We start from the raw sequence: 24,114 nt of genomic DNA, 5'->3' as shown, positions 1-24,114 counted from the left end.
ACCCAATAGTTTCTTCACATTCACAAACCTTTGACCCGAAAAGTCTCAGATCGAACTTTTCACAAGCCTGAAAGCGGGCTGAAACATTGTTGGGGTGGGGCGAAACCACTAGCGTCCGGTGTCGGGCGGTTCATCAGGGGAAACCGTTCCGTCTTCCAGGTTCGATTGAAGCCATCTCTCCACAGCGCGATCGAACCGACCCTCGCCGCATTGACGGCCTCTCCAGACCTAAAGGGAATTCCGATGTCTCATGATTCGCAGCGCCTGCATCGGCGTGCAGTGGTTGTACTCGGTGGTTCTGTTCTTTCGACCCTGCTGCTGGCCGCCCCGGCGTTTGCCGGCGACGTGCAGCTCAGCGGCCTGGCCTCCGCGCCGACCCACCAGCGCTTCATCGTGAAATACAGGGACGGCGCCACCGACGTGGCGACCCCGACCGTACTGGCCAGCTCACTGAAAGCGGCCGCCGCCGCGGTTCCCGCCGCCCAGGGCCGCGCGCTGGGCCTGCAGAAGCTGCGCACCCTGGCCATCGGCCCGACCGTGGTCAAGGCCGACCGCCCGCTGGACGCAGCGGAATCGGAACTGCTGATGCGCCGCCTGGCCGCCGACCCGAACGTGGAATACGTCGAGGTCGACCAGCTGATGCGCGCCACGCTGACCCCCAACGACGCGCGCCTGTCCGAGCAGTGGGGCTTCGGCACCAGCAACGCCTCGATCAACGTGCGCCCGGCCTGGGACAAGGCCACCGGCACCGGCGTGGTGGTGGCCGTGATCGACACCGGCATCACCAACCATGCCGACCTCAACGCCAACATCCTGCCCGGCTATGACTTCATCAGCGACGCCGCAATGGCGCGCGACGGCGGTGGCCGCGACAACAACCCCAACGACGAAGGCGACTGGTACGCCGCCAACGAATGCGGCGCCGGCTATCCGGCCTCCAACTCGAGCTGGCACGGCACCCACGTGGCCGGCACGATCGCCGCAGTGACCAACAACAGCACCGGCGTGGCCGGTACCGCGTACAACGCCAAGATCGTGCCGGTGCGCGTGCTGGGCAAGTGCGGCGGCTACACCTCCGACATCGCCGATGCGATCGTGTGGGCCTCGGGCGGCACCGTCAGCGGCGTCCCGGCCAATGCCAACCCGGCCGAAGTGATCAACATGTCGCTCGGTGGCGGCGGCACCTGCTCGGCCACTTACCAGAACGCGATCAACGGCGCGGTGTCGCGCGGTACCACCGTGGTGGTGGCGGCCGGCAACAGCAACACCAATGTGTCCTCGTCGGTGCCGGCCAACTGCGCCAACGTGGTCGCGGTGGCGGCCACCACCTCGGCCGGTGCGCGCGCCAGCTTCTCCAACTATGGTGCCGGCATCGACGTCTCGGCCCCGGGCGCGGCGATCCTGTCCACGCTCAACAGCGGCACCACGGTGCCGGGCAGCGCGTCGTACGCCTCGTACAACGGCACCTCGATGGCGGCCCCGCACGTGGCCGGCGTGGTCGCGCTGGTGCAGTCGGTGGCGCCGACCGCGCTGTCGCCGGCGGCGGTTGAAACCCTGCTCAAGAACACCGTACGTCCCCTGCCGGGCGCGTGCAGCGGCGGCTGCGGTGCGGGCCTCGTCGACGCCGATGCGGCGGTGACCGCAGCGCTGGGCGGGACCAACCCGAACCCGGGCAACGGTACCCTGCAGAACAACGTGCCGGTCACCGGCCTGGGCGCGTCCAGCGGTGCGTCCCTGGCCTACACGGTCGCGGTGCCGGCAGGGCGTTCGCAGCTGAAGGTGACCATCGCCGGTGGCACGGGCGACGCCGACCTGTACGTGCGTTCGGGCAGCGCGCCGACCGACACTGTGTACGCCTGCCGCCCGTACCAGAGCGGCAACAACGAAACCTGCACGATCACCGCTCCGGCGGCGGGCACCTGGCATGTACGGGTGAAGGCGTACACCACCTTCTCCGGCGTGACGTTGACCGCGCAATATTGATGGATGAAAAAAAAGGCCCCGGCAGTGCCGGGGCCTTTTTTCATGGACGCGCGATCATGCGTCTTCGAACCGGTTGGCTGCCACGTTCTTACGCACGTGTTCCGGGTTCCAGATGCGGCCGTTCATGGCGATGTACACGCCCGGCTGCAGCGACTGCACCGCGCCGATCGCGCAGCCGATGTTGAACTCGGCATCCGAACCACGGAACCGGGCCGGGCTGAGCGCGCCGGTCATCACGATGGTCTTGTCGGGAATGCTCTTGAGCACGCGTCCGGTCTGCACCATCGAGTCGGTACCATGGGTAACAAGTACATGGCGGGTCGGCTGCGCGGCGATGGTGGCGCGGATCAGCTCGCGGTCCTCGTCGCTGATGTGCAGCGAATCCTTGCGCAGGATCGGAATCACGTTGAAGCGGAACGTCACGCCCAGCTCGCGCAGGATCATGCCGATCTGGGGGTCGCCGATCTGGTAGTCCGACTTGTCGTCGAAGTAGATCTTGTCGATCGTGCCACCGGTGGTGATGATCAGTAGTTCTTCCATTGCAGCAATCCTGGTGTGAGCGTGAGCCGCGCGGAACGTCCCGCGCCAGGCCGCCATGATACCGCGTGGCATCAACCCTTCGGGCCGAACCGCCTGCGCAGCCCCGGCGCACTCGACACCCCGATCACCGCCAGCGCCAACAGCAGCTCCGCCCACGCCCAGTGCGCGGTCTCCGGGTGGCTCCAGGCACTCATCACGCCATGGCTGAACCAGAACAGGGCCAGCACCCCGGCCCAGAACGGCGCCTTGCCGCGGCCGAGCAGCACCCCGACGGCCAGCAGCAGCGGCGGCAGGGTGAAGACCAGCTGGCTGGCCAGCCAGTGACGGTCCTGTGCGAACCACGCCGCAAACACCGCCGCCAGCGCAACCAGCACCGCCGCCAACGTCCACTTCTGCGCGCGCGCGCTCATCCCAACCGCCGCGCGATGTCGGCCACGCGGCGGCCCAGCGCGCGGGCCAGCACCGCTTCGTCTTCGCTCGGTACCGGGTTGTCGTCCGCGCCCGCGACATGGCTCGCGCCATAGGGCGTGCCGCCGGTGGTGGTGTGGCTGAGCGCCGGTTCGGTGAAGGGGATGCCCACGATCAGGCAGCCGTGGTGCAGAAGCGGCACCTGCATCGACAGCAGCGTGGATTCCTGCCCGCCGTGCAGCGAGGCGGTGGAGGTGAACACACCGGCTGGCTTGCCGGCGAGGGTGCCATTGACCCACTCGGCGCCCAGCCCGTCCAGGAAATGCTTGACCGGCGCAGCCATGTTGCCGAAACGGGTCGGACTGCCGAGCAGCAGGCCGCTGCATTCGGCCAGGTCCTCAACGCTCACGTACGGGGCACCGTCTTCGGGCACCGGCGGGCGCGCGGTCTGGGTCACTGCCGCCACCGGCGGCACCGTGCGCAGGCGCGCGCTCATGCCCGGCACTTCGCCGATGCCGCGCGCGATCTGGCGCGCAAGCCGCGCCACCGAACCGCCGCGGCTGTAATACAGCACCAGAATCTCCGCCATCTCGCTTCCGTTGTGACCCATCCGATCCGCAGTATGGCATTGCCTCCACCCCGCTTCAGGTACGCTTGCCCCGATGGAACCCCTGGATACCCTCAATCTCTGGCTGGAACGCGGGCGCGACCGGGCCCGCACCGCCAGCTTCGGTCGCTTCCTGTGGCGTCGCTTCCTGGACGACCGCCTGTTCCAGGCCGCCGCCTCGCTGGCCTACACCACGGTCTTCGCGCTGGTGCCGCTGGCGATCGTGGTGTTCGGGGTGCTCTCGGCGTTCCCGGTGTTCGACCGCTGGAGCGACACGCTCAGCGACTACGTGTTCTCCAACTTCGTGCCTAACGCCGCCCGCGCCGCAGAAGGCTACCTGCGCCAGTTCTCGGCCAGTGCCGGGCAGCTCACGGCCGCCGGTTTCATCGCGCTGGTGGTGTCGCTGCTGATCACCCTCAACAGCGTGGAAGAAACCTTCAACCAGATCTGGCGGGTCAGCTCGACCCGGCCCAAGCTCACCCGCTTCCTGGTGTACTGGACCGTGCTCACCCTGGGCGCGATGCTGGCCGCCGCCTCGCTGGCCGTGTCCGCGCGCGTGTTCGCGCTGCCGCTGTTCGGCACCAGCGAGGGCCGCCTGCTCGCGGATGCCTCGTTGACCGTGGCGCCGATCCTGATCGAGTTCGTCTGCATCATGCTGGTGTACCGGGTGGTACCGCACCACACGGTGAAGTGGCGCCACGCCATTCCCGGCGCGATCCTGGCGGCGGTGATGCTGGAGCTGGTGAAGTGGGGCATGGGCGCGTACCTGGGCAGCTTCCAGTCCTATCAGAAGCTCTACGGCACGGTGGCGTTCGTACCGATCCTGCTGCTCTGGATCTACCTGTGCTGGGTCTCGGTGCTGCTTGGCGCCTCGCTGGCGTCGTCGATCGCGGCGTTCCGCTATCAACCGGCCGACCTGCGGCTACCCACCGGCTACGAGCTGTACGGCCTGTTGCGCCTGATCGGGCGGTTCCACCAGGCCCGACTGGAGGGGCGCGGCCTGGACGAGGACGCGGTGCTGCGACTGGAGCCGATGCTCACCGACTCGCTGCTGCAGAGCATGCTCTGCGACCTGGAAGCGATCCGCGTGGTCCGCCGCGACGAGCAGGGCGAATGGCTGCTTTCGCGCGACCTGGACAAGCTCACCCTGGCCGACCTCTACGAATCCACGCAGCTGCGCATCCCGGTCAAGGAGGCCTACCTGCCGTACCGCGACGACAGCCTGGGCATCGCCTCGGTAGCGGCGCTGGACGCGTTGCGCCTGCCGCTGCGCGAGCTGCTCAAGCGTCGCGTCAGCGACATCTATACCCCCCACGGAGATTCCCCATGACCGCCAAGCCCCTGCTGCTTGCGTTGGGCCTGCTGGCCCTGGCCGGCTGCAACAAGCCCGCCCCGCAACCCGAAGCCGCTGCGCCGGCGCCGGTGACCGAGCCGGCGGCACCTGCCGACAGCGCCAGTCCCGACCTGGAACGCGCCACCGCCGAGCAGCCGCGGCTGGTGTTGCCGGCCCTCGACGGCACTACCTACGACCTCGCCGCACACCGTGGCAAATGGGTGGTCGTGAACTTCTGGGCGACCTGGTGCGCGCCGTGCCGCAAGGAAATGCCGGAGCTGTCGGCCCTGCATGCGATGCGCGAGCAGATCGAGGTGGTCGGGCTGGCCTACGAGGACATCGACCCGGCGGAGATGAAGGACTTCCTGAAGAAGCTGCCGGTCACCTATCCGATCGTGCTGGTCGACACCTACAACCCGCCGGAAGATTTCGCCGTGCCGCGCGGCCTGCCGATGACCTATCTGATCGCCCCGGACGGCAAGGTTGCCAAGCAGTTCCTGGGGCCGGTCACCGCGGCCGACATCGAAAAGGAAATCGCGAAAGGCGCGTAATCCGCGCCTTCAACCTTCGTCGTCGAATGCCCTGATCGGCTTCAACACGCCGAACTGCTCTTCATGCAGCTTGCCCTTCAGCGGCGGAAGCTCCGGCACCGGATCGTCCACGTGGGTGTCGGGCAGGCGGTCAAGCAGGTTGCGGATCAGGCTCAGGCGGCCGCGCCGCTGGTCGTTGAAGTCGACCAGCGTCCACGGCGACGCGTCACGATGGGTGGCGCGCAGCATCGCCTCGCGAGCTTCGGTGTAAGCGGTGTACTTGCTGCGCGACTTCAGGTCCACCGGGGACAGCTTCCAGCCTTTCAACGGGTCCACGTGACGCTCGGCGAAACGCTCTTCCTGCTGTGCCTGGTCGACCGTGAGCCAGTACTTGAACAGCAGGATGCCGTCGTCCACCAGTAGTTTTTCGAACACCGGTGCCTGCTCCAGGAACGCGCGGTACTCGGCTTCGGTGCAGTACCCCATGACGTGTTCGACCCCGGCGCGGTTGTACCAGCTCCGGTCCATCAGCACGATTTCACCGGCTGCCGGCAGATGGGTGACGTAGCGCTGGAAATACCACTGGGTGCTTTCGCGGTCGGTGGGCTTGGGCAGCGCCACCACCCGGCACTGGCGCGGGTTGAGGTGTTCGGCGATGGACTGGATCGCCCCGCCCTTGCCGGCGGTATCGCGGCCTTCGAACAGCACCAGCACGCGTTGCCCGGTGTGCTGGACCCAGCGCGCCATGGTGGTGATTTCCAGCTGCATGGGTTCCAGCAGGCCTTCGTATGCCTTGCGCTTGAGCTTGCCCATGGGGGTCTCGTGGCGGAATGGTGGACCTAGGTTACACCGCGTCGTGTCAACGCCCCTGCCACCCGTGTTCCGAGGCCATGGCCTCGACCTGTGCGGTGAAATCCCGCGCGAAACCCGCCATATCGAAAACGCCGCTGTCCTGCCGCGCCCGCGCGAGCTTCGCGCGCAGCGCCTTCATCGCCTGCGGGTCATTGCCCAGCGCGATCGCCGTGGCAACAAACGCCGCGTCATCCACGACATTCATTTCGGCCAACCCCAGGTGATGGTTGAGCGAGCCGGCAACGCGTGATGCAAACGTCGCACCCGGACACGTCAACACCGGGCACCCGGCCCACAACGCATCCGACGCGGTGGTATGCGCGTTGTACGGATGCGTATCCAGGAACAGGTCTGCATGCTGGTACCGCGCGAGGTAAACCGGGTGCGGCAGCTTCGGCATGAACACCAACCGTGCCGGATCCACGCCTGCATCACGCGCAACCGCCTGCAGCCGTGCATCGGCGTTGCCCGGGCCGGACAGCAGCCACAGCACGCTTCCCGGCACGCCCTGCAACACCGCCAGCGCACGCTGCATGCTGCCCGGGTTGAGCTTGTAACTGTTGTTGAAGCAGCAGAACACCACGCCCTGTTCCGGCAGCCCGCACGCCTCGCGGTTGGGCACCGGTTCCAGCATGCGGGTGTTGTCCGAGGGCTGGAACGCGCGTGGCAGGTAGCGGACCTGCTCGCTGAAGGCCGGTGCCAGTGCATCGGGCAGCACGTAGCGATCCGCCAGCACGTAGTCCATCCAGCCCGCGCCGGAGGTGCCGGGGTAGGCCAGCCACGTCACCTGCACCGGCGCCGGGCGCATCGCCAGTACCGCCGGTGTACCGCCGCCGCCCCAGCCGCGCAGGTCGAACAGCACGTCGATGCCGGCCTCGCGGATGCGCGCAGCGATGGCCGCGTGGGGCAGGGCAGTGACATCGTGCAGGCTGCTCGCCGCAGCGTGCAGGCGCGCACGGATCGCACTGCCGTCGTCACCGTTGAGCGCGAACAGGTGCAGCTCCAGCCCGCCCAGCATGTGCAGCTGCTCGAACAGCGCCGCCGTCAGCAGGCCGGTCGGGTGCGCACCGAAGCCATTGGACAGGAACCCCACGCGCAGCGCCCCGTGCGGTCGAACGGCACTGGCCGGCAGCGCACGCAGCCCTTCGGCCACGCTCGCCGCGCGTTGCCGCGCACAGGTCAGTTGTTCTGCGGCAGTGCTGTCTTCATTGAGGAACGCAAACGGCTCGACCACCGCCGCGCCCTGCGCGACCGCCTGCCGCACCTGCTGCGCAAGCGTATCCAAGCCGCGCCAGTCGCACAGGCGACGCTGCCAGTTGAGCAGCTGCGCGGTGATGTAGGGCTCGCCTGGCAGCAGGTGGTGCGCGTGCCGGTAGGCATCGGCGGCGGCTTCGGGCTGGCCGGCATCCTCCAGCGCGTGGCCCAGCCACAACGCAATGCCCGGATGCTGCGGCACCAGGTTGGCGGCCTGCCGCAGCAGCGCGGCCGCTTCGTCGTGGCGGCCCTGCATCCAGCGGGTCCGCCCCAGCCGTGCCAAGGCTTCGGGATGGCCCGGACGCAGTTGCAGTGCGCGCTGCGCGGCGAGGTCACCGGCCGCGGTGTCGCCGGCTTCCAGCTCGGCATCGGCCAACATCACCCACGCAATGAAGTCCTGCGGCTGGCGCTGCACCGCCATGCGCAGCTGCGCGCGCTGCGGGTCCATGTTCACGCGCCGGCGGACAGCTGGGCCAGTTCGTCGGCCTGGTGTTCGTGGATCAGGCGCTCGACCAGGCCGTCCATGTCGCCGGCGATGATGTTGGGCAGGTCGTACAGGGTCAGTCCTTCCACGCGGTGGTCGGTGATCCGGCCCTGCGGGAAGCTGTAGGTGCGGATGCGCTGGCTGCGGTCGCCGCTGCCGACCTGCAGGCGCCGGCTTTCGGCGGTGGCCGCGGCCTGCTTGCTGCGCTCGCTGTCGAGCAGCTGCGCCTTCAGCCGCTTCATCGCCTTGTCGCGGTTGGCGTGCTGGCTGCGTTCGGTCTGGCATTCCACCACCACGCCGGTTGGCACATGGGTGATGCGGATGGCCGATTCGGTCTTGTTCACGTGCTGGCCACCGGCGCCGGACGAGCGGAACGTATCCACCTTCAGGTCGGCCGGGTTGATGACGATGTCATCGACCTCATCGGCCTCGGGAATGATCGCTACGGTGGCCGCCGAGGTGTGGATGCGGCCCTGCGATTCGGTGGCCGGCACGCGCTGCACGCGATGCGTACCCGATTCGAACTTCAGGCGCGAGAACGCGCCACGGCCGACCACGCGCGCCACCACTTCCTTGTAGCCACCGTGCTCGCCCGGACTGTCCGATTCGATCTCGACCTTCCAGCCCTGGCGCTCGGCATAGCGGGCATACATGCGGAACAGGTCGCCGGCGAAGATCGCTGCTTCGTCACCGCCGGTACCCGCGCGCACTTCCAGGAACAGGTTGCCTTCGTCACGCGGGTCGCGCGGCACCAGCAGCAGCGCCAGCTCCTGCTCCAGTTCCTGCAGGCGCGCCTGCGCAGCAGCGATTTCCTCATCGGCCAGCTCGCGCAGGTCGGGGTCGGCGCGCATGCCTTCGGCGGCTGCCAGATCGGCCTTGGCACGGGCTTCATCAGCCAGGGCGATGGCGATCGGTTCAAGTTGGGCGAATTCGCGCGAAAGGTCGCGGAAACGAGTGTTGTCGGCGACCACATCGGGTTCGGCGAGCAGGCGTTCCAGTTCTTCGCGGCGCTCGGCCAGCGCTTCCAGCTTACGGCGCAGGGTCGGCGTCATCGGGTCTCACGGGTGGGTGGCGGTAACCCGGCGTGGCCGGGAACAGGCGCTCGGCGGCGCGGGTCAGGTCGGCATCGCCACTCAGCGCGGCCGCACGCAGGGCGGCGGTCGGCGGATGCAGCAGGCGGTTGGTCAGGCCGTGGGCAAGCAGTTCCAGCACTTCATCGGCCGGCTTGCCGTTGGCCAGTTGCTGGCGTGCGCGCTCCAGCAGCTCGGCACGGGTGGCTTCGCCGAACGCGCGCAGCTGCCGCAGCGGCGCCTGGCGGGCGCTGGCCTGCTGGGTCTCGACGAAGCGCGACACCTGCAGGTCGATGATCGCCTCGGCTTCGGCGGCGGCCTCGCGGCGGCCACGGCGGTTGTCTTCCACCGCGCGCTCGAGATCGTCCACGGTGTAGAGGAAGGCGTCGTTGAGCGTGCCGACCTCTGCCTCGATGTCGCGCGGTACGGCCAGGTCGAACAGCAGCATCGGCTTGTGCCGGCGTGCGCGCAGGGCCTTGGCCACCATCTCGCGATGGATCACCGGTTCGCGCGCAGCGGTGGCCGAGAACACCACGTCGGCCTCGCCCAGGTGGCGGTCCAGTTCGGTCAGCGGCAGGGCCACGCCGCCATGGCGGCTGGCAAGTTCCTGCGCGTGGGCGAGGGTGCGGTTGGCGATCAGCAGCCGGCGTACCTTGCCTTCGCTCAGGTGCCGTGCAGCCAGTTCGATGGTCTCGCCGGCACCGACCAGCAGCACGGTGGAATCGTCCAGCCTGGCGAACGCGTTCTGCGCCAGGCGCACCGCAGCCGACGCCACCGATACCGGGTTGGCGCCGACCTGGGTATCGGTGCGCGCACGCTTGGCCACCGAGAAGGTCTGCTGGAACAGGCGGTCCAGGCGCTGGCCGAGCAGGCCGTGGTCGCGCGCGGTCGACCAGGCATCCTTCACCTGGCCGAGGATCTGCGGCTCACCCAGCACCATCGAGTCCAGGCCGGTGGCGACCCGGAACAGGTGGCGCACGGCCTCGGCATCGGCGTGCTGGTACAGGTAGCCCTGCAGGTCGCCGGCCTGGGTGTGCAGCCACTGGTCCAGCGCCTGTGCCGAATCGGCCACGGCATACAGCTCGGTGCGGTTGCAGGTGGACAGCAGCACCGCCTCGGCGATCTGCGGAGTATCGCGCAGCGAACCGAGCGCGCGCGGCAACGCCTCACCGGCGAAGGCCGCGCGCTCGCGCAGCTCCACCGGTGCGGTCTGGTGATTCAGTCCGAGCACCCACAGGGTCATTGTTCAGTTGCTTGCGATAAGCTGCTGGCCATTCAAGTCGTCATTTTAAGGCCAGAAGCCCCCGATGCCCGCATTGATTCGCATCTCCAGCGTTCTGTTGCTGTCCCTTGCCGTTGCCCAGGCCCTCGCAGCCGACGTGGAGCCGGGCTCTGCCCGGCTGCCGACCCCCAAGGCGGCCCAGGCCGAACCGGCGTCGTTGACCCCGGTGATGGCCGGCGAATTCGCCCTGCAGGCCGGCAAGCTGGCCGAGGCCGCACGCTGGTACCTGGAGGCGGCCGAGGCCGGCCGCGACGACGCCGGCCTGGCCGAACGGGCCACCCGCATCGCGATGCTGGCCGACGACGACAAGCGCGCCACCCGCGCCCTGGCCCTGTGGGAGAAGCGCGCCCCGCGCTCGCTGGCCATGCGCAGCAGCGCCGCCGCGCTGGACCTGCGCAAGGGTGATGTGAAGGGCGCCCGCACCGAACTTGCCGCGCTGCTGCGCGACCCGGACCCGCGTGGCTGGAAGTTCGCGCTGGCCGCGCTGGTCGGGGGAGGCCGCGACCCGGCCGCCGCGGCCGATGTACTGGGCCAGCTGGTCGACGACAACGCCATACCCAACCAGCTGGAGCCGTGGCAGGAATTCGGCCGCCTGGCGATGCGCATGGACCGTCCCGAACTGGCCCGGCGCATGGTCGATGAAGTGGTGCGCCGGTTCCCGGGCGAGCCACGGGTGGCATTGTTGAATGCCAGCCTGATGTTCCAGGCCGGCAAGGCCGACGAGGCGCTGGCCGCCCTGCGCGCGGTCGAACCGCGCACCGCCGCCGACCCCGAACTGCGCAACGCAGTGGCGATCGCGTACGACGCCATGGGCGATGCCAAGGCGGCCGAACGGGTGCTGTCGGTGGGCCCGCAGGACGTGCAGACCTGGGGCATGCGGGCCTCGCTGCTGGCCAAGCAGAAGGACGACCCGGCGCTGCTGGCGCTGTACACCGACCTTTCGAAGCAGGCGACCAAGCCGGATCCGGCGCAGCGCCTGCTGCTCGGCAAGATCGCCGAGTATCTGAAGCGCCATGCCGAAGCAGTGGACTGGTACCTGAGCGTGCCCGGCGGCGAAGAGCGTGCCGAAGCGCGGCTGCGCGCGGCCAGTGCCGAATATGATCTGGGCCGCACCGACAAGGCGTTCGCCGGCGTGCATGCGCTCCAGTCCGACGCCAGCATCGACGACGAAGCGCGTCGCGACGCTTACCTGCTCGAAGCCGAGCTGCGCCAGCGCGGCAACGACCTGCCGGGCGAGCTGGACGCGCTGGCCCGCGGCCTGGCCGCCTACCCGGACGAGAATGCGCTGCTGTATGCCCGTGCACTGGCCTGGGAGCGCCGCGACGACGTGCCGCGCGCCGAGGCCGACCTGCGCAAGATCCTGGTGACCGAGCCGGAAAACGTGGCCGCGCTCAACGCGCTGGGCTACACCCTGGCCGACCGCACCACCCGCTATCAGGAAGCACTCGAGCTGATCGACCGCGCCCGCGTGGCCGAACCGGACAACGCCGCCATCGTCGACAGCTATGGCTGGGTGCTGTACCGCCTGGGCCGCAAGGAAGAGGCGCTGGTGCAGCTGCGCCGGGCCTGGACCCTGGCCAAGGACCCGGAGATCGCCGCGCATGTCGGTGAAGTGCTGTGGGTGCTCGGCCGCAAGGACGAGGCCCGCCGCTTCTTCGACGAGGCGCGCAGGCTGGACCCGGAAAACCGTGCGCTGCAGCGCGTGATCGAGAAATACGGCGTATGAAGTGGATGTCGATGAAGGCCGCCTGCGCGGCGGCCATGGCCCTGTCGTTGTCGGCCTGCGTGTCGCTGGACGCGCGCAAGGCGCCGGCCGCACCGGAGGTGGTCAGCACCGTCAGTGCCGAGGCGGCGCAGGCTGAAGCGTCGCGGGTGGACGCCCTGCGCGCCCAGCAGGCCTGGTCGTTCGAAGGCCGGGTTGCGGTCAGCAAGGGGCGCAACGGCGGCAGCGGCCGCATCGACTGGCGGCAACAGGCGCGCCAGTACGTGGTGTCGCTCAGCGCGCCGGTGACCCGGCAGAGCTGGACCCTCACCGGCGACAGCGCACAGGGCGGCGGCCGGCTGGACGGCATCGACGGCGGACCGCGGCAGGGCGCGGACGCGCAGCAGGTGCTGCTGGAGGCCACCGGCTGGGACATCCCGGTCAACCAGCTCCCGGACTGGGTCCGTGGTCTGGTCGCCGAAGGTGCAACCGCTGCCGAGCAGGTCGATCGCGACGCGGAGGGCCGTCCTCGCCGCTTCCACCAGATGGGCTGGGACATCCAGTACCTGGACTGGTACCCGGCCGAAGGCGACCGCCCGGTGCTCCCGCGCCGGATCGAAGCGGTCAAGGGCGACGCCAAGGTGCGCCTGCTGGTGGACGGCTGGGTGCTCGACAGCCCATGAGCGTTGCGGACCTGAACGGCAACGGGGCGTGGTGGCCGGCCCCGGCCAAGCTGAACCTGTTCCTGCACATCACCGGTCGTCGGGCCGACGGCTACCACGAGCTGCAGAGCGTGTTCCGCCTGCTGGACTGGGGCGACCGGGTCCGGCTCGGTGTACGTGAGGATGGCCGGGTCCGCCGCGAGGGTCCCTCGGTGGCCGGCGTGGCCGAGGCCGACGACCTCGCTGTGCGTGCTGCACTTCTGCTGAAAAAGCATGCCAACGTCGCCCAAGGTGCCGACATCAGCATCGAAAAGCGTATTCCGGCGGGCGGCGGCTTCGGCGGTGGGTCCTCCGACGCGGCCACCGTGCTGGTCGGCCTGAACCACCTGTGGCGCACCGGTCTGGACGTCGACACCCTGGCCGCACTGGGTCTGCAGCTGGGCGCGGACGTACCGGTGTTCGTGCGCGGCCACAACGCCTGGGCCGAGGGCGTGGGTGAGCGGCTGACCCCGCTGGCCCTGCCGCCGGCCTGGTATGTGATCGCCGATCCCGGCATCCATGTGCCTACCGCTGCCCTTTTCGGTTCACCGGATTTGACGCGCGACGCCCCAGTGGCGAAAATAGCGGACTTCGCTTCCGGGTCTTTGCTCGGGAATGCGTTCGAGCCGGTACTGCGCCGTCGCGAACCTGCCGTAGCGGCAGTGCTCATCGCGTTGGACAGCATCGGCCGGGCACGACTCACCGGGTCGGGAAGCGGTTGTTTCGTCGAGTTCGACACGCGCGCTGCTGCAGAGCAGGGCCTGGCGGAGTTGCCGGAAGGACTGCGGGCATGGGTGGCTGCGGGCGTGGAGCGCTCGCCACTGCTTGATGTACTCGAGCGTTTTTGATTTTGATGCAGGGGCGTCGCCAAGAGGCCCAAGGCACCAGGTTTTGATCCTGGCATTCGGAGGTTCGAATCCTCCCGCCCCTGCCACTTGCGGACGTCAACCGCGTTTTCCCGCGCAGGCCTGCGCGGACACGGTTGACCGCCCGCAGTGTTGTCGCCAGTTCTCCGCCAATCGCTCCCGCCCGAGACCGTCATGATGCAAGATCACCCGAACCTGCTGGTATTTTCCGGCAACGCCAACAAGCGCCTTGCGCAGAGCATCTGCAAGGAGCTGGGGGTGCGACCGGGCAAGGCATTGGTGTCGCGCTTCTCCGACGGGGAAGTGCAGGTCGAAATCGAAGAGAACGTCCGCAAGCAGGACGTCTTCGTGATCCAGCCGACCTGCGCGCCCAGCGCCGAGAACCTGATGGAACTGCTGGTCCTGATCGATGCGCTCAAGCGCGCCTCGGTCAACAGTGTCACCGCCGTGGTGCCGTATTTCGGCTACTCGCGCCAGGATCGCCGGATGCGCTCCTCGCGCGTGCCGATCACCGCCAAGGTCGCCGCCAAGATGTTCAGCGCCGTGGGCGCCGACCGCGTCCTGACGGTGGACCTGCATGCCGACCAGATCCAGGGGTTCTTCGACATGCCGGTGGACAACGTGTATGCCTCGCCGCTGCTGCTCGCCGATATCTGGCGCGCCTACGGCACTGAAAACCTGATCGTGGTGTCCCCGGACGTGGGTGGCGTGGTGCGTGCGCGCGCCGTCGCCAAGCGCCTGGACGACGCCGACCTGGCGATCATCGACAAGCGCCGTCCGCGCGCCAACGTCTCCACCGTGATGAACATCATCGGTGACGTCGAAGGCAAGACCTGCGTGATGGTCGATGACATCGTCGATACCGCCGGCACCCTGTGCGCCGCTGCCGCTGCCCTGAAGGCGCGCGGTGCGCTCAAGGTCGCCGCCTACTGCACCCACGCGGTGCTGTCGGGCCCGGCGGTGGACAACATCACCAATTCCCAGCTCGACGAGCTGGTGGTGACCGACACCATCCCGCTGAAGGACGCCGCGCGGGTGTGCAGCAAGATCCGCCAGCTGAGCGTGGCGGAAATGCTGGCCGAAACGATGCGCCGCATCGCCTTCGGCGAGTCGGTCAGCTCGCTGTACGTCGACTGAGTTTTTCGTCCCTGCCGGCAACGGTGGGGACATACCCCGGGTGCTTCTGGTCGCGGAAGCATCTTCAACCGCCAGGCCGCAAGGCAGGGCAACAACCTGAGTAGTCGAAAATGTCGAAGACCCATGAAATCAAGGTCACCAAGCGTGAACTGCAGCGTAAGGGTGCGAGCCGCCGCCTGCGTCACGCTGGTGTGATCCCGGCCATCGTGTACGGCGGCAACGCCGAGCCGGTCGCCATCAGCCTGGACCACAACGAAATCTGGCTGGCCCAGCAGAACGAGTGGTTCTATGCCTCGATCCTGGACCTGAACCTGGACGGCCAGGTGCAGAAGGTCCTGCTGCGTGACATGCAGCGCCACCCGTACAAGCAGCTGATCATGCACCTGGACTTCCAGCGCGTGAACGAGAACGAAGCCCTGACCGCTTCGGTCCCGCTGCACTTCATCAACGAAGACACCTCGCCGGCCGGCAAGGCTGCCGACGTCGTGGTCACCCACGAACTGAAGGAAGTGACCATCACCTGCCTGCCGAAGGACCTGCCGGAGTCGATCGAAGTCGACCTGGGCGAGCTGAAGGCCGGTGACGTGGTGTACCTGTCCAACATCAAGCTGCCGAAGGGCGTGGAAATCCCGGCCCTGGCGCTGGGCAAGGACCACGACGACGCCATCGTCACCGCCAAGGCCGGCAAGGCCGACGCGGCTGACGAAGAAGCGGCTGCCGCCGAGTAATACCGCTACGGTGCCTGCCTCCGGGCAGGCACCGTATTGGAAGGAACCATGGCAGGACTGCGACTGATCGTCGGTCTGGGCAACCCCGGATCGGAACACGCCCGGACCCGGCACAATGCCGGGTTTCATTTCGTTGAGGCCCTGGCTGAAAAAGCCGGTGCACGATGGAATGTGGACAGCAAACTGTTCGGCGAGACCGCCAAGGTCGAGATTGCCGGGCAGACGGTGTGGCTGCTCAAGCCCGCCACCTTCATGAACCTCAGTGGCAAGTCGGTCACCGCCGCGCAGCGGTTCTGGAAGATCGAGCCGGAAGAGACCCTGCTGGCCCACGACGAACTGGACCTGGCGCCCGGCGTGGCGCGGCTGAAGTTCGACGGCGGCCACGGCGGCCAGAACGGCCTGCGCGACACCATCCGCCTGCTCGGTCACGGCAAGTTCCATCGCCTGCGCGTGGGCATCGGCCATCCCGGCCACAAGGACCGCGTGGTGGGTTGGGTGCTTGGCCGCCCGTCCAAGGACGACGACGTGCTGATCGCGCGTGCCATCGACGATGCGATCGACGTGATGCCGCTGGCGGTACAGGGCGATTTCAGCGAAGCGATGAAGCGGCTGCACACCCCGAAATAAACGGTAGGTACCGACCGTTGGTCGGTACGGAGAATGATTGGAAAAGCAGCGCCCATGCCGCTGCTTTCCCAATCACTTTCACCCCAGAGAGCTGTCACCCATGGGTATCAAATGCGGCATCGTCGGCCTGCCCAACGTCGGCAAGTCGACCCTGTTCAACGCGCTGACCAAGGCGGGCATCGCGGCGGCCAACTTCCCGTTCTGCACGATCGAACCGAACGTGGGCATCGTGCCGGTGCCGGATCCGCGCCTGAACGAGCTGGCGGCCATCATCAACCCGCAGAAGGTCATTCCGACCGCGGTGGAGTTCGTCGACATCGCCGGCCTGGTCGCCGGCGCGGCCAGCGGTGAAGGCCTGGGCAACAAATTCCTGGCCCATATCCGCGAGGTGGACGCGATCACCCACGTGGTGCGCTGCTTCGAGAACGACGACGTGATCCACGTCAACAACAAGGTCGACCCGCTGTCGGACATCGACACGATCGACACCGAGCTGGCCCTGGCCGACCTGGACAGCGTCGAGAAGGCGCTGAACCGCGCCGAGCGCGCGGCCAAGGGCGGCGACAAGGAAGCGGCGGCGCGCAAGCCGGTGCTGGCCAAGCTGCAGGTTGCCCTGAACGACGGCAAGGCCGCTCGCCTGGCGGGCCTGGATGAAGAAGAGAAGGCGCTGATCCGCGACCTGTTCCTGCTCACCATCAAGCCGGTGATGTACATCGCGAACGTGCTGGAAGACGGGTTCGAGAACAACCCGCACCTGGACGCAGTGCGCGCCCGTGCCGCCGAGGAAGGCGCGAAAGTGGTGCCGGTGTCGGCCGCGATCGAAGAAGAGCTGTCGCAGCTGGACGACGAAGACCGCGACACGTTCCTGGCCGACCTCGGCCTGAGCGAGCCGGGCCTGAACCGCGTGATCAACGCGGCCTACAGCCTGCTGGGCCTGCAGACCTACTTCACCGCCGGCGTAAAGGAAGTGCGCGCATGGACCGTGCGCAAGGGTGCCACCGCGCCGCAGGCCGCTGCGGTGATCCACACCGACTTCGAGAAGGGCTTCATCCGCGCTGAAACGATCGCGTATGACGACTTCATCAAGTACAAGGGCGAAGCCGGTGCCAAGGAAGCGGGCCGCCTGCGCCTGGAAGGCAAGGAATACCGCGTCCAGGAAGGCGACATCCTGCACTTCCGCTTCAACGTCTGATCCGCGCCCGCGCAGATCGACCCGAACGCCCCGCCTAGTGCGGGGCGTTTGCGTTTTGGCCTGGACAATAATTGACCACGCTTCGAAACCATTGCAGCGCAGTCTTCAACGGAGTTGTCCACAGCAAACTCCCATGGCTTTCCACGAACGGTGTGGAAAACCCGAGCATCCACTGGATAAAAAATCACCACCGTTCGAGAGCGTTGCGGCGCGTGGCTTACGTGACTTGTCCACAGCAAACCCCCACTGCTTTCCACGCGTAGTGTGGAGAAGTAGAGCCGGGCTCTGCCGCGCTGCAGCCACAATGACGCGCCCAACCGACGAACGCGTCGCCACGCGCCATTGCAATCCGTGACCCGCCGTAGAGCCGGGCTCTGCCCGGCTGCTGTTGGTTTCCGGCGAACAGCTGTGGGGTGCGAGGTTTCCCTGGTCAGGGCCGTCGGGGGTGGGTTGGTGGGGGACGCCGTAAACCCATCCATGGGGGCTAAGTCGCGGCATCCATGCCGCTCATTCCCCCACCAACCCACCCCCGACGACCCTCCGACAGTGCGTCGGAGGCCACGGGAAAAGCCGGGTGTCGACCGATGGTCGACACGAGTGTGTGGGCTGCTGGTTTACGACGGACACGCATGGCGTGTCACTACGGGTAGGGTTGGTTCCCAAACAACCGTCGTGGACAACCCAACGTTCGGTAACGACTGAAAATCAAACGAATCCAGATGTCGGCCAACGGCCGACACCCGCGCTTCCCATGGTCACCGAGGCACTGTCGAAGGGTCGGCGGGGGTGGGTTTGCGGGGGAATGAGCCGCATGGATGCGGCGACTTAGCCTCCATGGACGGATTCACGGCGTCCCCCGCAAACCCACCCCCGACGGCCCTGACCAGGAGAACCCGCGCACCCCACGGCTGTTCGCCCAGATCCAGCAGCAGCCGGGCAGAGCCCGGCGACACCGTACAGCCTGCAACCCAAAAAAATAGGCCGCCGACAGATCTGTCGGCGGCCCTCCAAAACAACCCCGCTTACAACGCTGTACCACCAAACTTATGCGTGTACTGCAGGTTGATCGTACGCCCCACCGTATCGAACCACGACACGTCGTAGTACGGATAAGGCGTATAGGTCACGTCCTTCGGCGGCATCTTGTTGAACAGGTTCACCACCGACAGCGACAGGCCCGAATGGTCGTCGAAACGGTACTGCAGCGACAGGTTGTAGCGGTAGGTCGCCCTCATCCACGGGCTGTCGCCGCTTTCCCAGTCGAAGCTCTGGTCGTAGCTGTCATAGGTCGGCAGCTTGCCCAGGCGCGACCCATAAAGCGTTGCCGACCAGGCCGCGTTCTCCCAGGTCACGCTCGCGCTGGTCTTGGTGCGCGGAATGTCGAAGCCGCTGTTCACCGCGAACTGATCCTCCACCACGTCGCCCGCGAACTGCTGGAAATCATGGCGCTGCACCCACGTATGGTTGCCGCTCAGGATGAAATCGCCGATCCCCGTGCCCAGCCGGTAGCGCACGCCCACGTCGATCCCGCGCGTGGTCTCACGCGCGATGTTGATCGGGCTCACATGCACCCCGTACAGCCGGCCGTCGTCGGTCCGCGTGACCCGGCTCACCGCGTCCACGCAGGTCGGCGACGCCGCGTCCGCGTCGCCCAGGCGGCAGGCCGCCTCGTCGCGCAGGATCGTACTCACGTCCATGTCCTGCACCTGGTCACGCATGTCGATGTCGAACCAGTCCACCGACAGGTCCAGCCCCAGCGCCGGCGACCACACCAGCCCCGCGCTCCACGACGTGCTGGTTTCCGGATCCAGCTGGCGGTTGCCCTCGCGCGTGCGGATCAGGTTTTCCTCGTAGTCCGAGCAATCGTCCGCCCCGTCCACCGCGCACGCGTAGTAATCGTTTGCGCTGGTCTCATCGTTGCCCGGACCTGCATACACATAGTGCAGATCCGGCGCACGGAACGCCGTGCCGTACGAACCGCGCACCAGCAGCGTCTCGATCGGACGCCACTCGATCCCGCCGCTCCAGGTCGCCTTGCCGATCGTGTTGCCCGAATAGCGGTACTGGTCGAAACGGCCCGCCACGCTCACGTTCAGCGTCTCGTGCAGCGGCAGGCGCAGCTCGGCCGCCGTGGCCCAGCGGTTGCGGCTGCCGTGGCCGTCCGAATCCTTCCAGCTGTAGTAGTAGTACTGCGTCGCCAGCGGATCCGGGTTCAGCGCGTAGGACTGGTTGCCGAACTCCGCCGTCGCCGCGAACCCGGCCTTGCCGCCCGGCAGCTCGAACAGCTCGCCGTTGGTCAGCGTCAGCGCCGCCGTGTCCGTGCGTGACCTCGGCGTATAGGTCGTGCGCGCGGCAATCGAGTCGTACTCGGCCCGGCTCAGCGGCCGGTACAGGCGCGCCGGGTCGGCGTTGTAGATCGGGAAGCCGTCGTCGTCCTCGCCCAGCTGCGGGCCCAGGAACAGATCGTTCGCCTTGGACGCGATGATCTGCGGCCAGCGGATCGACGACTGGTACTGCGAATGGCTCAGCGAAGCCTCGTAATCCCACGCCGCGCCCAGCGACCCCTTGAAGCCAGTGGTCACGCTGAAGGTCTTCTGCGTGCTGCGGATCATCCCCCTGTCCAGCCCGCCCATTTCTTCCGGCGAGAACTGGCGCTGCCAGAACTCCACCTGGTCGGTGGCCTGGTTGTAGAAGTAGCCGTCCTCGTTGCCGTCGGCCGCCATCAGGCCCCACTGGGTCACGTCGCGCATCAGCGCGATGTCGTGGTAGCCCAGCTGCACGTCCGCGAACCACTCCGCACCATTGTCGAAGCCGTAGCGCAGCGACGCGTACCCGTTGGCCCCGCGGCGCTCGCTCAGGATCGTGCCGTAACCGATCGAACGGTCGCTGCCGCAGTAGAACCCGTAACGCGGCCGCTCCGCGTAGTACGTGCTGCCCCTGTTCTGGCCGGCCAACGCATCGCAGGTGGCCTGGCCCGGGTCCAGGTAATCGTCGTTGTAATCGGTACGCAGGTACGCGCGACGCGCCGCACGCGCGCTCTCGGTGGGCGCGTCCAGGGTCGAGTCCTGCTGCGCACGCTCATACGCCCACAGCGGCGTCTGCGACTGCAGTTCCAGGCTGTACACCGCGCTGAACCGACCGCTGTCGAAGCCGCTGGCGATGCTCATGTCGAACGACTCGCCGCTACCTTCGCTGGTGGTCCCCATGCGCACATCGACCGTGGTGCCATCCACCTGCTTCTTCAGGATGAAATTGACCACGCCGGCGATCGCATCGGAGCCGTAGATCGCCGATGCACTGCCGGTCAGGACCTCGATCCGCTCGATCATCCCCAGCGGGATGTTGGACACGTCGGTGAAGTTGCTGCGGCCCTGGAACGGCATCGGGAAGTCGGCGATGCGACGCCCGTTGACCAGCACCAGCGTGTGGTTCGGACCCAGCCCGCGCAGGTCGACCTGCTGCGCGCCCGGCGAGAAATCGGCACCGCTGGACGACTGCTGGCTCTGGGTCTCACCGCCGTTCTGGGTCATCGAACGCAGCACGTCCGGCACGCTGGTGAAGCCGTTGGCCTGGATCTGCTCGGCGGTGATTACCGTGACCGGCGCCGGTCCCTCGACCTGCGCGCGCGGAATGCGCGATCCGGTGACCTGCACCGTGTCCAGCTGCTGCACCCCGGCAGGGGCCGGGGACTGGGCAGCCGCCGTTGCGGCCACACCCATCAACGCCAGCTGGATCGACCACGCCATCGCCTGTTTACGCATGAGAATTCCCGGAAAGAAAGTGGGCCTCAAGGGAGGTCCCTGACCCCCATTCACATTTGGTGGATGGGCGGCGCGCATTTAACGCCTTTTTTACGTAGGCCGCCACTCGCCGGCCTTCAGGTAGCGCATGACGAGTAACCCATGACGAACAGGCGGTGCCTGCCGGGCAGGGGTTGGGCCATGATGGCGGACTCACCCCTTCGTCCGGACTTTCTCCCATGCGCCTGCGTTCCGCCCTGCTGTTTGCCCTGTGCCTGTCCCCGGCATTGGCCCTTGCCGCCGATCCGGTCCTGGTCATCCATGGCGGGGCAGGGGTGCAGCGCAAGGACCTGTCGCCGGCGGAGGAGAAGGCTGCCCGCGCCGCCCTGCGCCAGGCCCTGCTGCAGGGCCACCAGGCGCTGGCTGCCGGCAAGCCGGCCCTGGACGCGGTGACCGCGGCGATCACCGTGCTGGAGGACGACCCCACCTTCAATGCTGGCAAGGGTGCAGTGTTCACTCATGACGGGCGCAATGAACTGGATGCGGCGCTGATGGACGGTGCCACCCTCAAGGCAGGCGCCGTGGCCGGGGTCCAGCGCGTGCGCAATCCGATCCTGCTGGCCGAAGCCGTCATGCAGCATTCCGCGCACGTGATGATGGTCGGGCAGGGTGCAGAGGCGTTCGCCGCCAGCCAGGGCATCGCCCTGGTCGATCCCTCGTATTTCCGCACCGAAAAGCGCTGGCAGCAGCTGCAGCGTGCGCTGAAGGAAGAAGCCGGCGGCCAGGCGCACGCCGACCTGGAGACCGCAAAGCACTTCGGTACCGTCGGCGCGGTCGCGCTTGACGCAAATGGCAAACTTGCAGCCGGTACCTCCACCGGCGGCATGACCAACAAGCGCTACGGCCGGGTCGGCGATGCGCCGATCATCGGTGCCGGTACCTACGCCAATGCCACCTGTGCCGTGTCCGGCACCGGTTGGGGCGAGTACTACATCCGCACCGCCGCCGCGCACGACATCTGCGCGCGCATGCAGTACCTCAAGCAGGGGCCGGTGGAAGCAGCGCGCGAAGTGATCAACACGCGCATTCCGGCGCTGGGCGGGGATGGCGGCGCCATCGTGCTCTCCGCAGATGGACGCGCGGCCACGCCGTTCAATACGCAGGGCATGTACCGCGGCTGGATCGGCGTCGACGGCGTGCCGCACGTGGCCATCTTCGACGATGAAACGCTGCCGCTTCCCGGCCAATAGGCCGTATTTGCGACGTTTGCGCGATTCGTGTGAAAAAATTCAAAAAGGTTGTTGACAGAACCCGCATTCACCCCCAAAATTCACGGCTCTTCCACCCCACACCGAAAACGCTTCGGCGCCAGGGACAGGGTGGTAAGGAGGGATACCCAAGCGGCCAACGGGGGCAGACTGTAAATCTGCTGGCTTACGCCTTCGGTGGTTCGAATCCACCTCCCTCCACCAGTTTCACGTTGTGACATTCCCGGCGCGGGAGTAGTTCAATGGTAGAACCTCAGCCTTCCAAGCTGATGGTGCGGGTTCGATTCCCGTCTCCCGCTCCATTGAATGAACTTTGAATATTATCGAGTTCATGTCATAATGCAAAACTCGGCTCACGTAGCTCAGTCGGTAGAGCACTTCCTTGGTAAGGAAGAGGTCGAAGGTTCGATTCCTTTCGTGAGCACCATCTTAAGCATCACCTCTCAGACGAATTCGAGATAAGCAGCCATGGCCAAGGGTAAGTTCGAGCGCACCAAGCCGCACGTCAACGTCGGCACCATCGGTCACGTCGATCACGGCAAGACCACGCTGACCGCCGCACTGACCAAGATCGGTGCCGAGCGCTTCGGTGGCGAGTTCAAGGATTACTCCTCGATCGACGCCGCTCCGGAAGAAAAGGCTCGTGGTATCACGATCTCGACCGCGCACGTCGAATACGAATCCCCGGTCCGTCACTACGCCCACGTCGATTGCCCGGGCCACGCTGACTACGTCAAGAACATGATCACCGGTGCCGCCCAGATGGACGGCGCGATCCTGGTGTGCTCGGCCGCTGACGGCCCGATGCCGCAGACCCGCGAGCACATCCTGCTGTCGCGTCAGGTCGGCGTGCCGTACATCGTCGTGTTCCTGAACAAGGCCGACATGGTTGACGACGCCGAGCTGCTCGAGCTGGTCGAGATGGAAGTGCGCGAGCTGCTGAGCAAGTACGACTTCCCGGGCGACGACACCCCGATCATCGCCGGTTCGGCGCGTCTGGCGCTGGAAGGCGACCAGAGCGACATCGGCGTGCCGGCCATCCTGAAGCTGGTCGATGCCCTGGACAGCTGGATTCCGGAGCCGGAGCGCGCGATCGACAAGCCGTTCCTGATGCCGGTGGAAGACGTGTTCTCGATCTCGGGCCGCGGCACCGTGGTGACCGGTCGTATCGAGCGCGGCGTGATCAAGGTTGGCGACGAAATCGAAATCGTCGGCATCCGTCCGGTGCAGAAGACCACCGTGACCGGCGTTGAAATGTTCCGCAAGCTGCTGGACCAGGGTCAGGCAGGCGACAACGCTGGCCTGCTGCTGCGCGGCACCAAGCGTGACGACGTCGAGCGTGGCCAGGTCCTGGCCAAGCCGGGTTCGATCAAGCCGCACACCACCTTCGAAGGCGAAGTGTACGTGCTGTCGAAGGACGAAGGCGGCCGTCACACCCCGTTCTTCAACGGCTACCGCCCGCAGTTCTACTTCCGTACCACCGACATCACCGGTAAGGCCAACCTGCCGGAAGGCACCGAAATGGTGATGCCGGGCGACAACGTGAAGATGGTCATCGAGCTGATCAACCCGGTCGCCATGGACGAAGGCCTGCGCTTCGCGATTCGTGAAGGCGGCCGTACCGTCGGCGCCGGCGTGGTCTCCAAGATCGTCGCGTAATCTGCAATACCGGCGGCAGCACAGCGCTGCCGGTCTCGCGAATGGCGGGCCGGGAACCTCGGTCCGCCTTCGCCGTCTAAGGGAAGGCAGTTTCTAACGTACGCCAGTAGCTCAATTGGCAGAGCAGCGGTCTCCAAAACCGCAGGTTGGG

At 67.1% G+C, this 24,114-nt stretch carries 20 protein-coding genes and 4 tRNA genes; 16 read left to right on the top strand and 8 right to left on the bottom strand.

Annotation, left to right across the window (positions count from 1 at the left end; translation table 11 throughout):
• The first annotated feature begins 243 nt into the window (after nucleotides 1–243).
• Complete coding sequence (locus RYM47_RS13715; protein ID WP_315388621.1) at nucleotides 244–1,983, top strand: S8 family peptidase; 1,740 nt, start codon at nucleotides 244–246, stop codon at nucleotides 1,981–1,983.
• A gap of 54 nt (nucleotides 1,984–2,037) precedes the next feature.
• Here the strand turns inward: RYM47_RS13715 and RYM47_RS13710 are convergent, their stop codons facing one another.
• The 3 genes from RYM47_RS13710 to wrbA all read right to left on the bottom strand — a co-directional run bounded on the left by RYM47_RS13710 (nucleotide 2,038) and on the right by wrbA (nucleotide 3,520).
• Nucleotides 2,038–2,523, bottom strand: coding sequence for an asparaginase domain-containing protein (locus RYM47_RS13710; RefSeq protein WP_102946459.1), 486 nt, complete (start codon nucleotides 2,521–2,523; stop codon nucleotides 2,038–2,040).
• 71 nt (nucleotides 2,524–2,594) lie between these two features.
• Complete coding sequence (locus tag RYM47_RS13705; RefSeq protein WP_315388620.1) at nucleotides 2,595–2,933, bottom strand: DUF2069 domain-containing protein; 339 nt, start codon at nucleotides 2,931–2,933, stop codon at nucleotides 2,595–2,597.
• Nucleotides 2,930–3,520 carry an NAD(P)H:quinone oxidoreductase gene (wrbA, locus tag RYM47_RS13700; RefSeq protein ID WP_315388619.1) on the bottom strand — a complete coding sequence of 197 codons (591 nt, stop codon included), beginning with the start codon at nucleotides 3,518–3,520 and terminating at the stop codon, nucleotides 2,930–2,932. Before wrbA ends, RYM47_RS13705 begins: the two co-directional genes overlap by 4 nt.
• Nucleotides 3,521–3,593: 73 nt before the next feature.
• Here wrbA and RYM47_RS13695 point away from each other — a divergent pair, with 73 nt between their 5' ends.
• Together RYM47_RS13695 and RYM47_RS13690 are read left to right on the top strand one after the other, a co-directional pair.
• Nucleotides 3,594–4,868 carry a YihY family inner membrane protein gene (locus tag RYM47_RS13695; protein WP_315388618.1) on the top strand — a complete coding sequence of 425 codons (1,275 nt, stop codon included), beginning with the start codon at nucleotides 3,594–3,596 and terminating at the stop codon, nucleotides 4,866–4,868.
• Nucleotides 4,865–5,422, top strand: a complete 558-nt coding sequence (locus tag RYM47_RS13690) for a TlpA disulfide reductase family protein (RefSeq protein ID WP_315388617.1) — start codon at nucleotides 4,865–4,867, stop codon at nucleotides 5,420–5,422. The genes RYM47_RS13695 and RYM47_RS13690 overlap by 4 nt, the downstream gene beginning before the upstream one ends.
• A gap of 9 nt (nucleotides 5,423–5,431) precedes the next feature.
• Here RYM47_RS13690 and ppk2 read toward each other — a convergent pair whose 3' ends face one another.
• Genes ppk2 through hemA form a run of 4 tightly spaced genes read right to left on the bottom strand, consistent with a single transcriptional unit; the run spans nucleotide 5,432 to nucleotide 10,304 of the window.
• On the bottom strand, nucleotides 5,432–6,214 hold the full coding sequence (gene ppk2 / locus RYM47_RS13685) for a polyphosphate kinase 2 (RefSeq protein ID WP_315388616.1): 783 nt from the start codon (nucleotides 6,212–6,214) through the stop codon (nucleotides 5,432–5,434).
• A 46-nt stretch (nucleotides 6,215–6,260) separates the two neighbouring features.
• On the bottom strand, nucleotides 6,261–7,961 hold the full coding sequence (locus RYM47_RS13680) for a tetratricopeptide repeat protein (RefSeq protein ID WP_315388615.1): 1,701 nt from the start codon (nucleotides 7,959–7,961) through the stop codon (nucleotides 6,261–6,263).
• Nucleotides 7,958–9,043 carry a peptide chain release factor 1 gene (prfA, locus tag RYM47_RS13675; RefSeq protein ID WP_315388614.1) on the bottom strand — a complete coding sequence of 362 codons (1,086 nt, stop codon included), beginning with the start codon at nucleotides 9,041–9,043 and terminating at the stop codon, nucleotides 7,958–7,960. The genes RYM47_RS13680 and prfA overlap by 4 nt, the downstream gene beginning before the upstream one ends.
• Nucleotides 9,021–10,304 (bottom strand): glutamyl-tRNA reductase, encoded by a 1,284-nt coding sequence (gene hemA / locus RYM47_RS13670; protein WP_315388613.1) that lies wholly within the window; start codon nucleotides 10,302–10,304, stop codon nucleotides 9,021–9,023. Before hemA ends, prfA begins: the two co-directional genes overlap by 23 nt.
• 64 nt (nucleotides 10,305–10,368) lie before the next feature.
• On the opposite strand from hemA, the gene RYM47_RS13665 reads away from it, so the two are divergent.
• The 8 genes from RYM47_RS13665 to ychF all read left to right on the top strand — a co-directional run bounded on the left by RYM47_RS13665 (nucleotide 10,369) and on the right by ychF (nucleotide 17,296).
• Nucleotides 10,369–12,069 (top strand): tetratricopeptide repeat protein, encoded by a 1,701-nt coding sequence (locus tag RYM47_RS13665; RefSeq protein ID WP_315388612.1) that lies wholly within the window; start codon nucleotides 10,369–10,371, stop codon nucleotides 12,067–12,069.
• Entirely contained in the window at nucleotides 12,066–12,728 is a 663-nt protein-coding gene (gene lolB, locus RYM47_RS13660; RefSeq protein ID WP_315388611.1) for a lipoprotein insertase outer membrane protein LolB, read from the top strand. Before RYM47_RS13665 ends, lolB begins: the two co-directional genes overlap by 4 nt.
• Nucleotides 12,725–13,594 (top strand): 4-(cytidine 5'-diphospho)-2-C-methyl-D-erythritol kinase, encoded by an 870-nt coding sequence (gene ispE / locus RYM47_RS13655; protein WP_315388610.1) that lies wholly within the window; start codon nucleotides 12,725–12,727, stop codon nucleotides 13,592–13,594. Before lolB ends, ispE begins: the two co-directional genes overlap by 4 nt.
• 9 nt (nucleotides 13,595–13,603) lie before the next feature.
• Nucleotides 13,604–13,680 (top strand) — tRNA-Gln (locus RYM47_RS13650).
• Between the two features lie 109 nt (nucleotides 13,681–13,789).
• Nucleotides 13,790–14,749, top strand: a complete 960-nt coding sequence (locus RYM47_RS13645) for a ribose-phosphate diphosphokinase (RefSeq protein ID WP_315388681.1) — start codon at nucleotides 13,790–13,792, stop codon at nucleotides 14,747–14,749.
• A 110-nt stretch (nucleotides 14,750–14,859) separates the two neighbouring features.
• Nucleotides 14,860–15,477, top strand: a complete 618-nt coding sequence (locus RYM47_RS13640) for a 50S ribosomal protein L25/general stress protein Ctc (protein ID WP_014036085.1) — start codon at nucleotides 14,860–14,862, stop codon at nucleotides 15,475–15,477.
• Between the two features lie 48 nt (nucleotides 15,478–15,525).
• Entirely contained in the window at nucleotides 15,526–16,104 is a 579-nt protein-coding gene (gene pth / locus RYM47_RS13635) for an aminoacyl-tRNA hydrolase (protein WP_008268208.1), read from the top strand.
• Nucleotides 16,105–16,204: 100 nt separating this feature from the next.
• The gene (ychF, locus tag RYM47_RS13630) at nucleotides 16,205–17,296 is read left to right on the top strand and encodes a redox-regulated ATPase YchF (protein ID WP_315388609.1); all 1,092 of its coding nucleotides are present in this window, start codon (nucleotides 16,205–16,207) and stop codon (nucleotides 17,294–17,296) included.
• A gap of 1,022 nt (nucleotides 17,297–18,318) precedes the next feature.
• Here ychF and RYM47_RS13625 read toward each other — a convergent pair.
• Complete coding sequence (locus RYM47_RS13625) at nucleotides 18,319–21,057, bottom strand: TonB-dependent receptor (protein WP_315388608.1); 2,739 nt, start codon at nucleotides 21,055–21,057, stop codon at nucleotides 18,319–18,321.
• Between the two features lie 218 nt (nucleotides 21,058–21,275).
• Here RYM47_RS13625 and RYM47_RS13620 point away from each other — a divergent pair, with 218 nt between their 5' ends.
• The 5 genes from RYM47_RS13620 (at nucleotide 21,276) to tuf (ending at nucleotide 23,963) form a co-directional block, all read left to right on the top strand.
• Nucleotides 21,276–22,286, top strand: a complete 1,011-nt coding sequence (locus tag RYM47_RS13620) for an isoaspartyl peptidase/L-asparaginase (RefSeq protein WP_315388607.1) — start codon at nucleotides 21,276–21,278, stop codon at nucleotides 22,284–22,286.
• Between the two features lie 136 nt (nucleotides 22,287–22,422).
• Nucleotides 22,423–22,508, top strand: a tRNA-Tyr gene (locus tag RYM47_RS13615).
• A 24-nt stretch (nucleotides 22,509–22,532) separates the two neighbouring features.
• Nucleotides 22,533–22,606 (top strand) — tRNA-Gly (locus RYM47_RS13610).
• A gap of 49 nt (nucleotides 22,607–22,655) precedes the next feature.
• A tRNA-Thr gene (locus RYM47_RS13605) sits at nucleotides 22,656–22,731 on the top strand.
• Between the two features lie 41 nt (nucleotides 22,732–22,772).
• The gene (gene tuf, locus RYM47_RS13600; RefSeq protein WP_315388606.1) at nucleotides 22,773–23,963 is read left to right on the top strand and encodes an elongation factor Tu; all 1,191 of its coding nucleotides are present in this window, start codon (nucleotides 22,773–22,775) and stop codon (nucleotides 23,961–23,963) included.
• The last annotated feature ends 151 nt before the right edge of the window (nucleotides 23,964–24,114 follow it).

Origin of the sequence: uncultured Stenotrophomonas sp. (assembly GCF_963519125.1) — a bacterium.
Classification (GTDB): Bacteria; Pseudomonadota; Gammaproteobacteria; order Xanthomonadales; family Xanthomonadaceae; genus Stenotrophomonas.
Note: the sequence above shows the minus strand (reverse complement) of the source record. Positions and strands in the feature narration are given on the sequence as shown.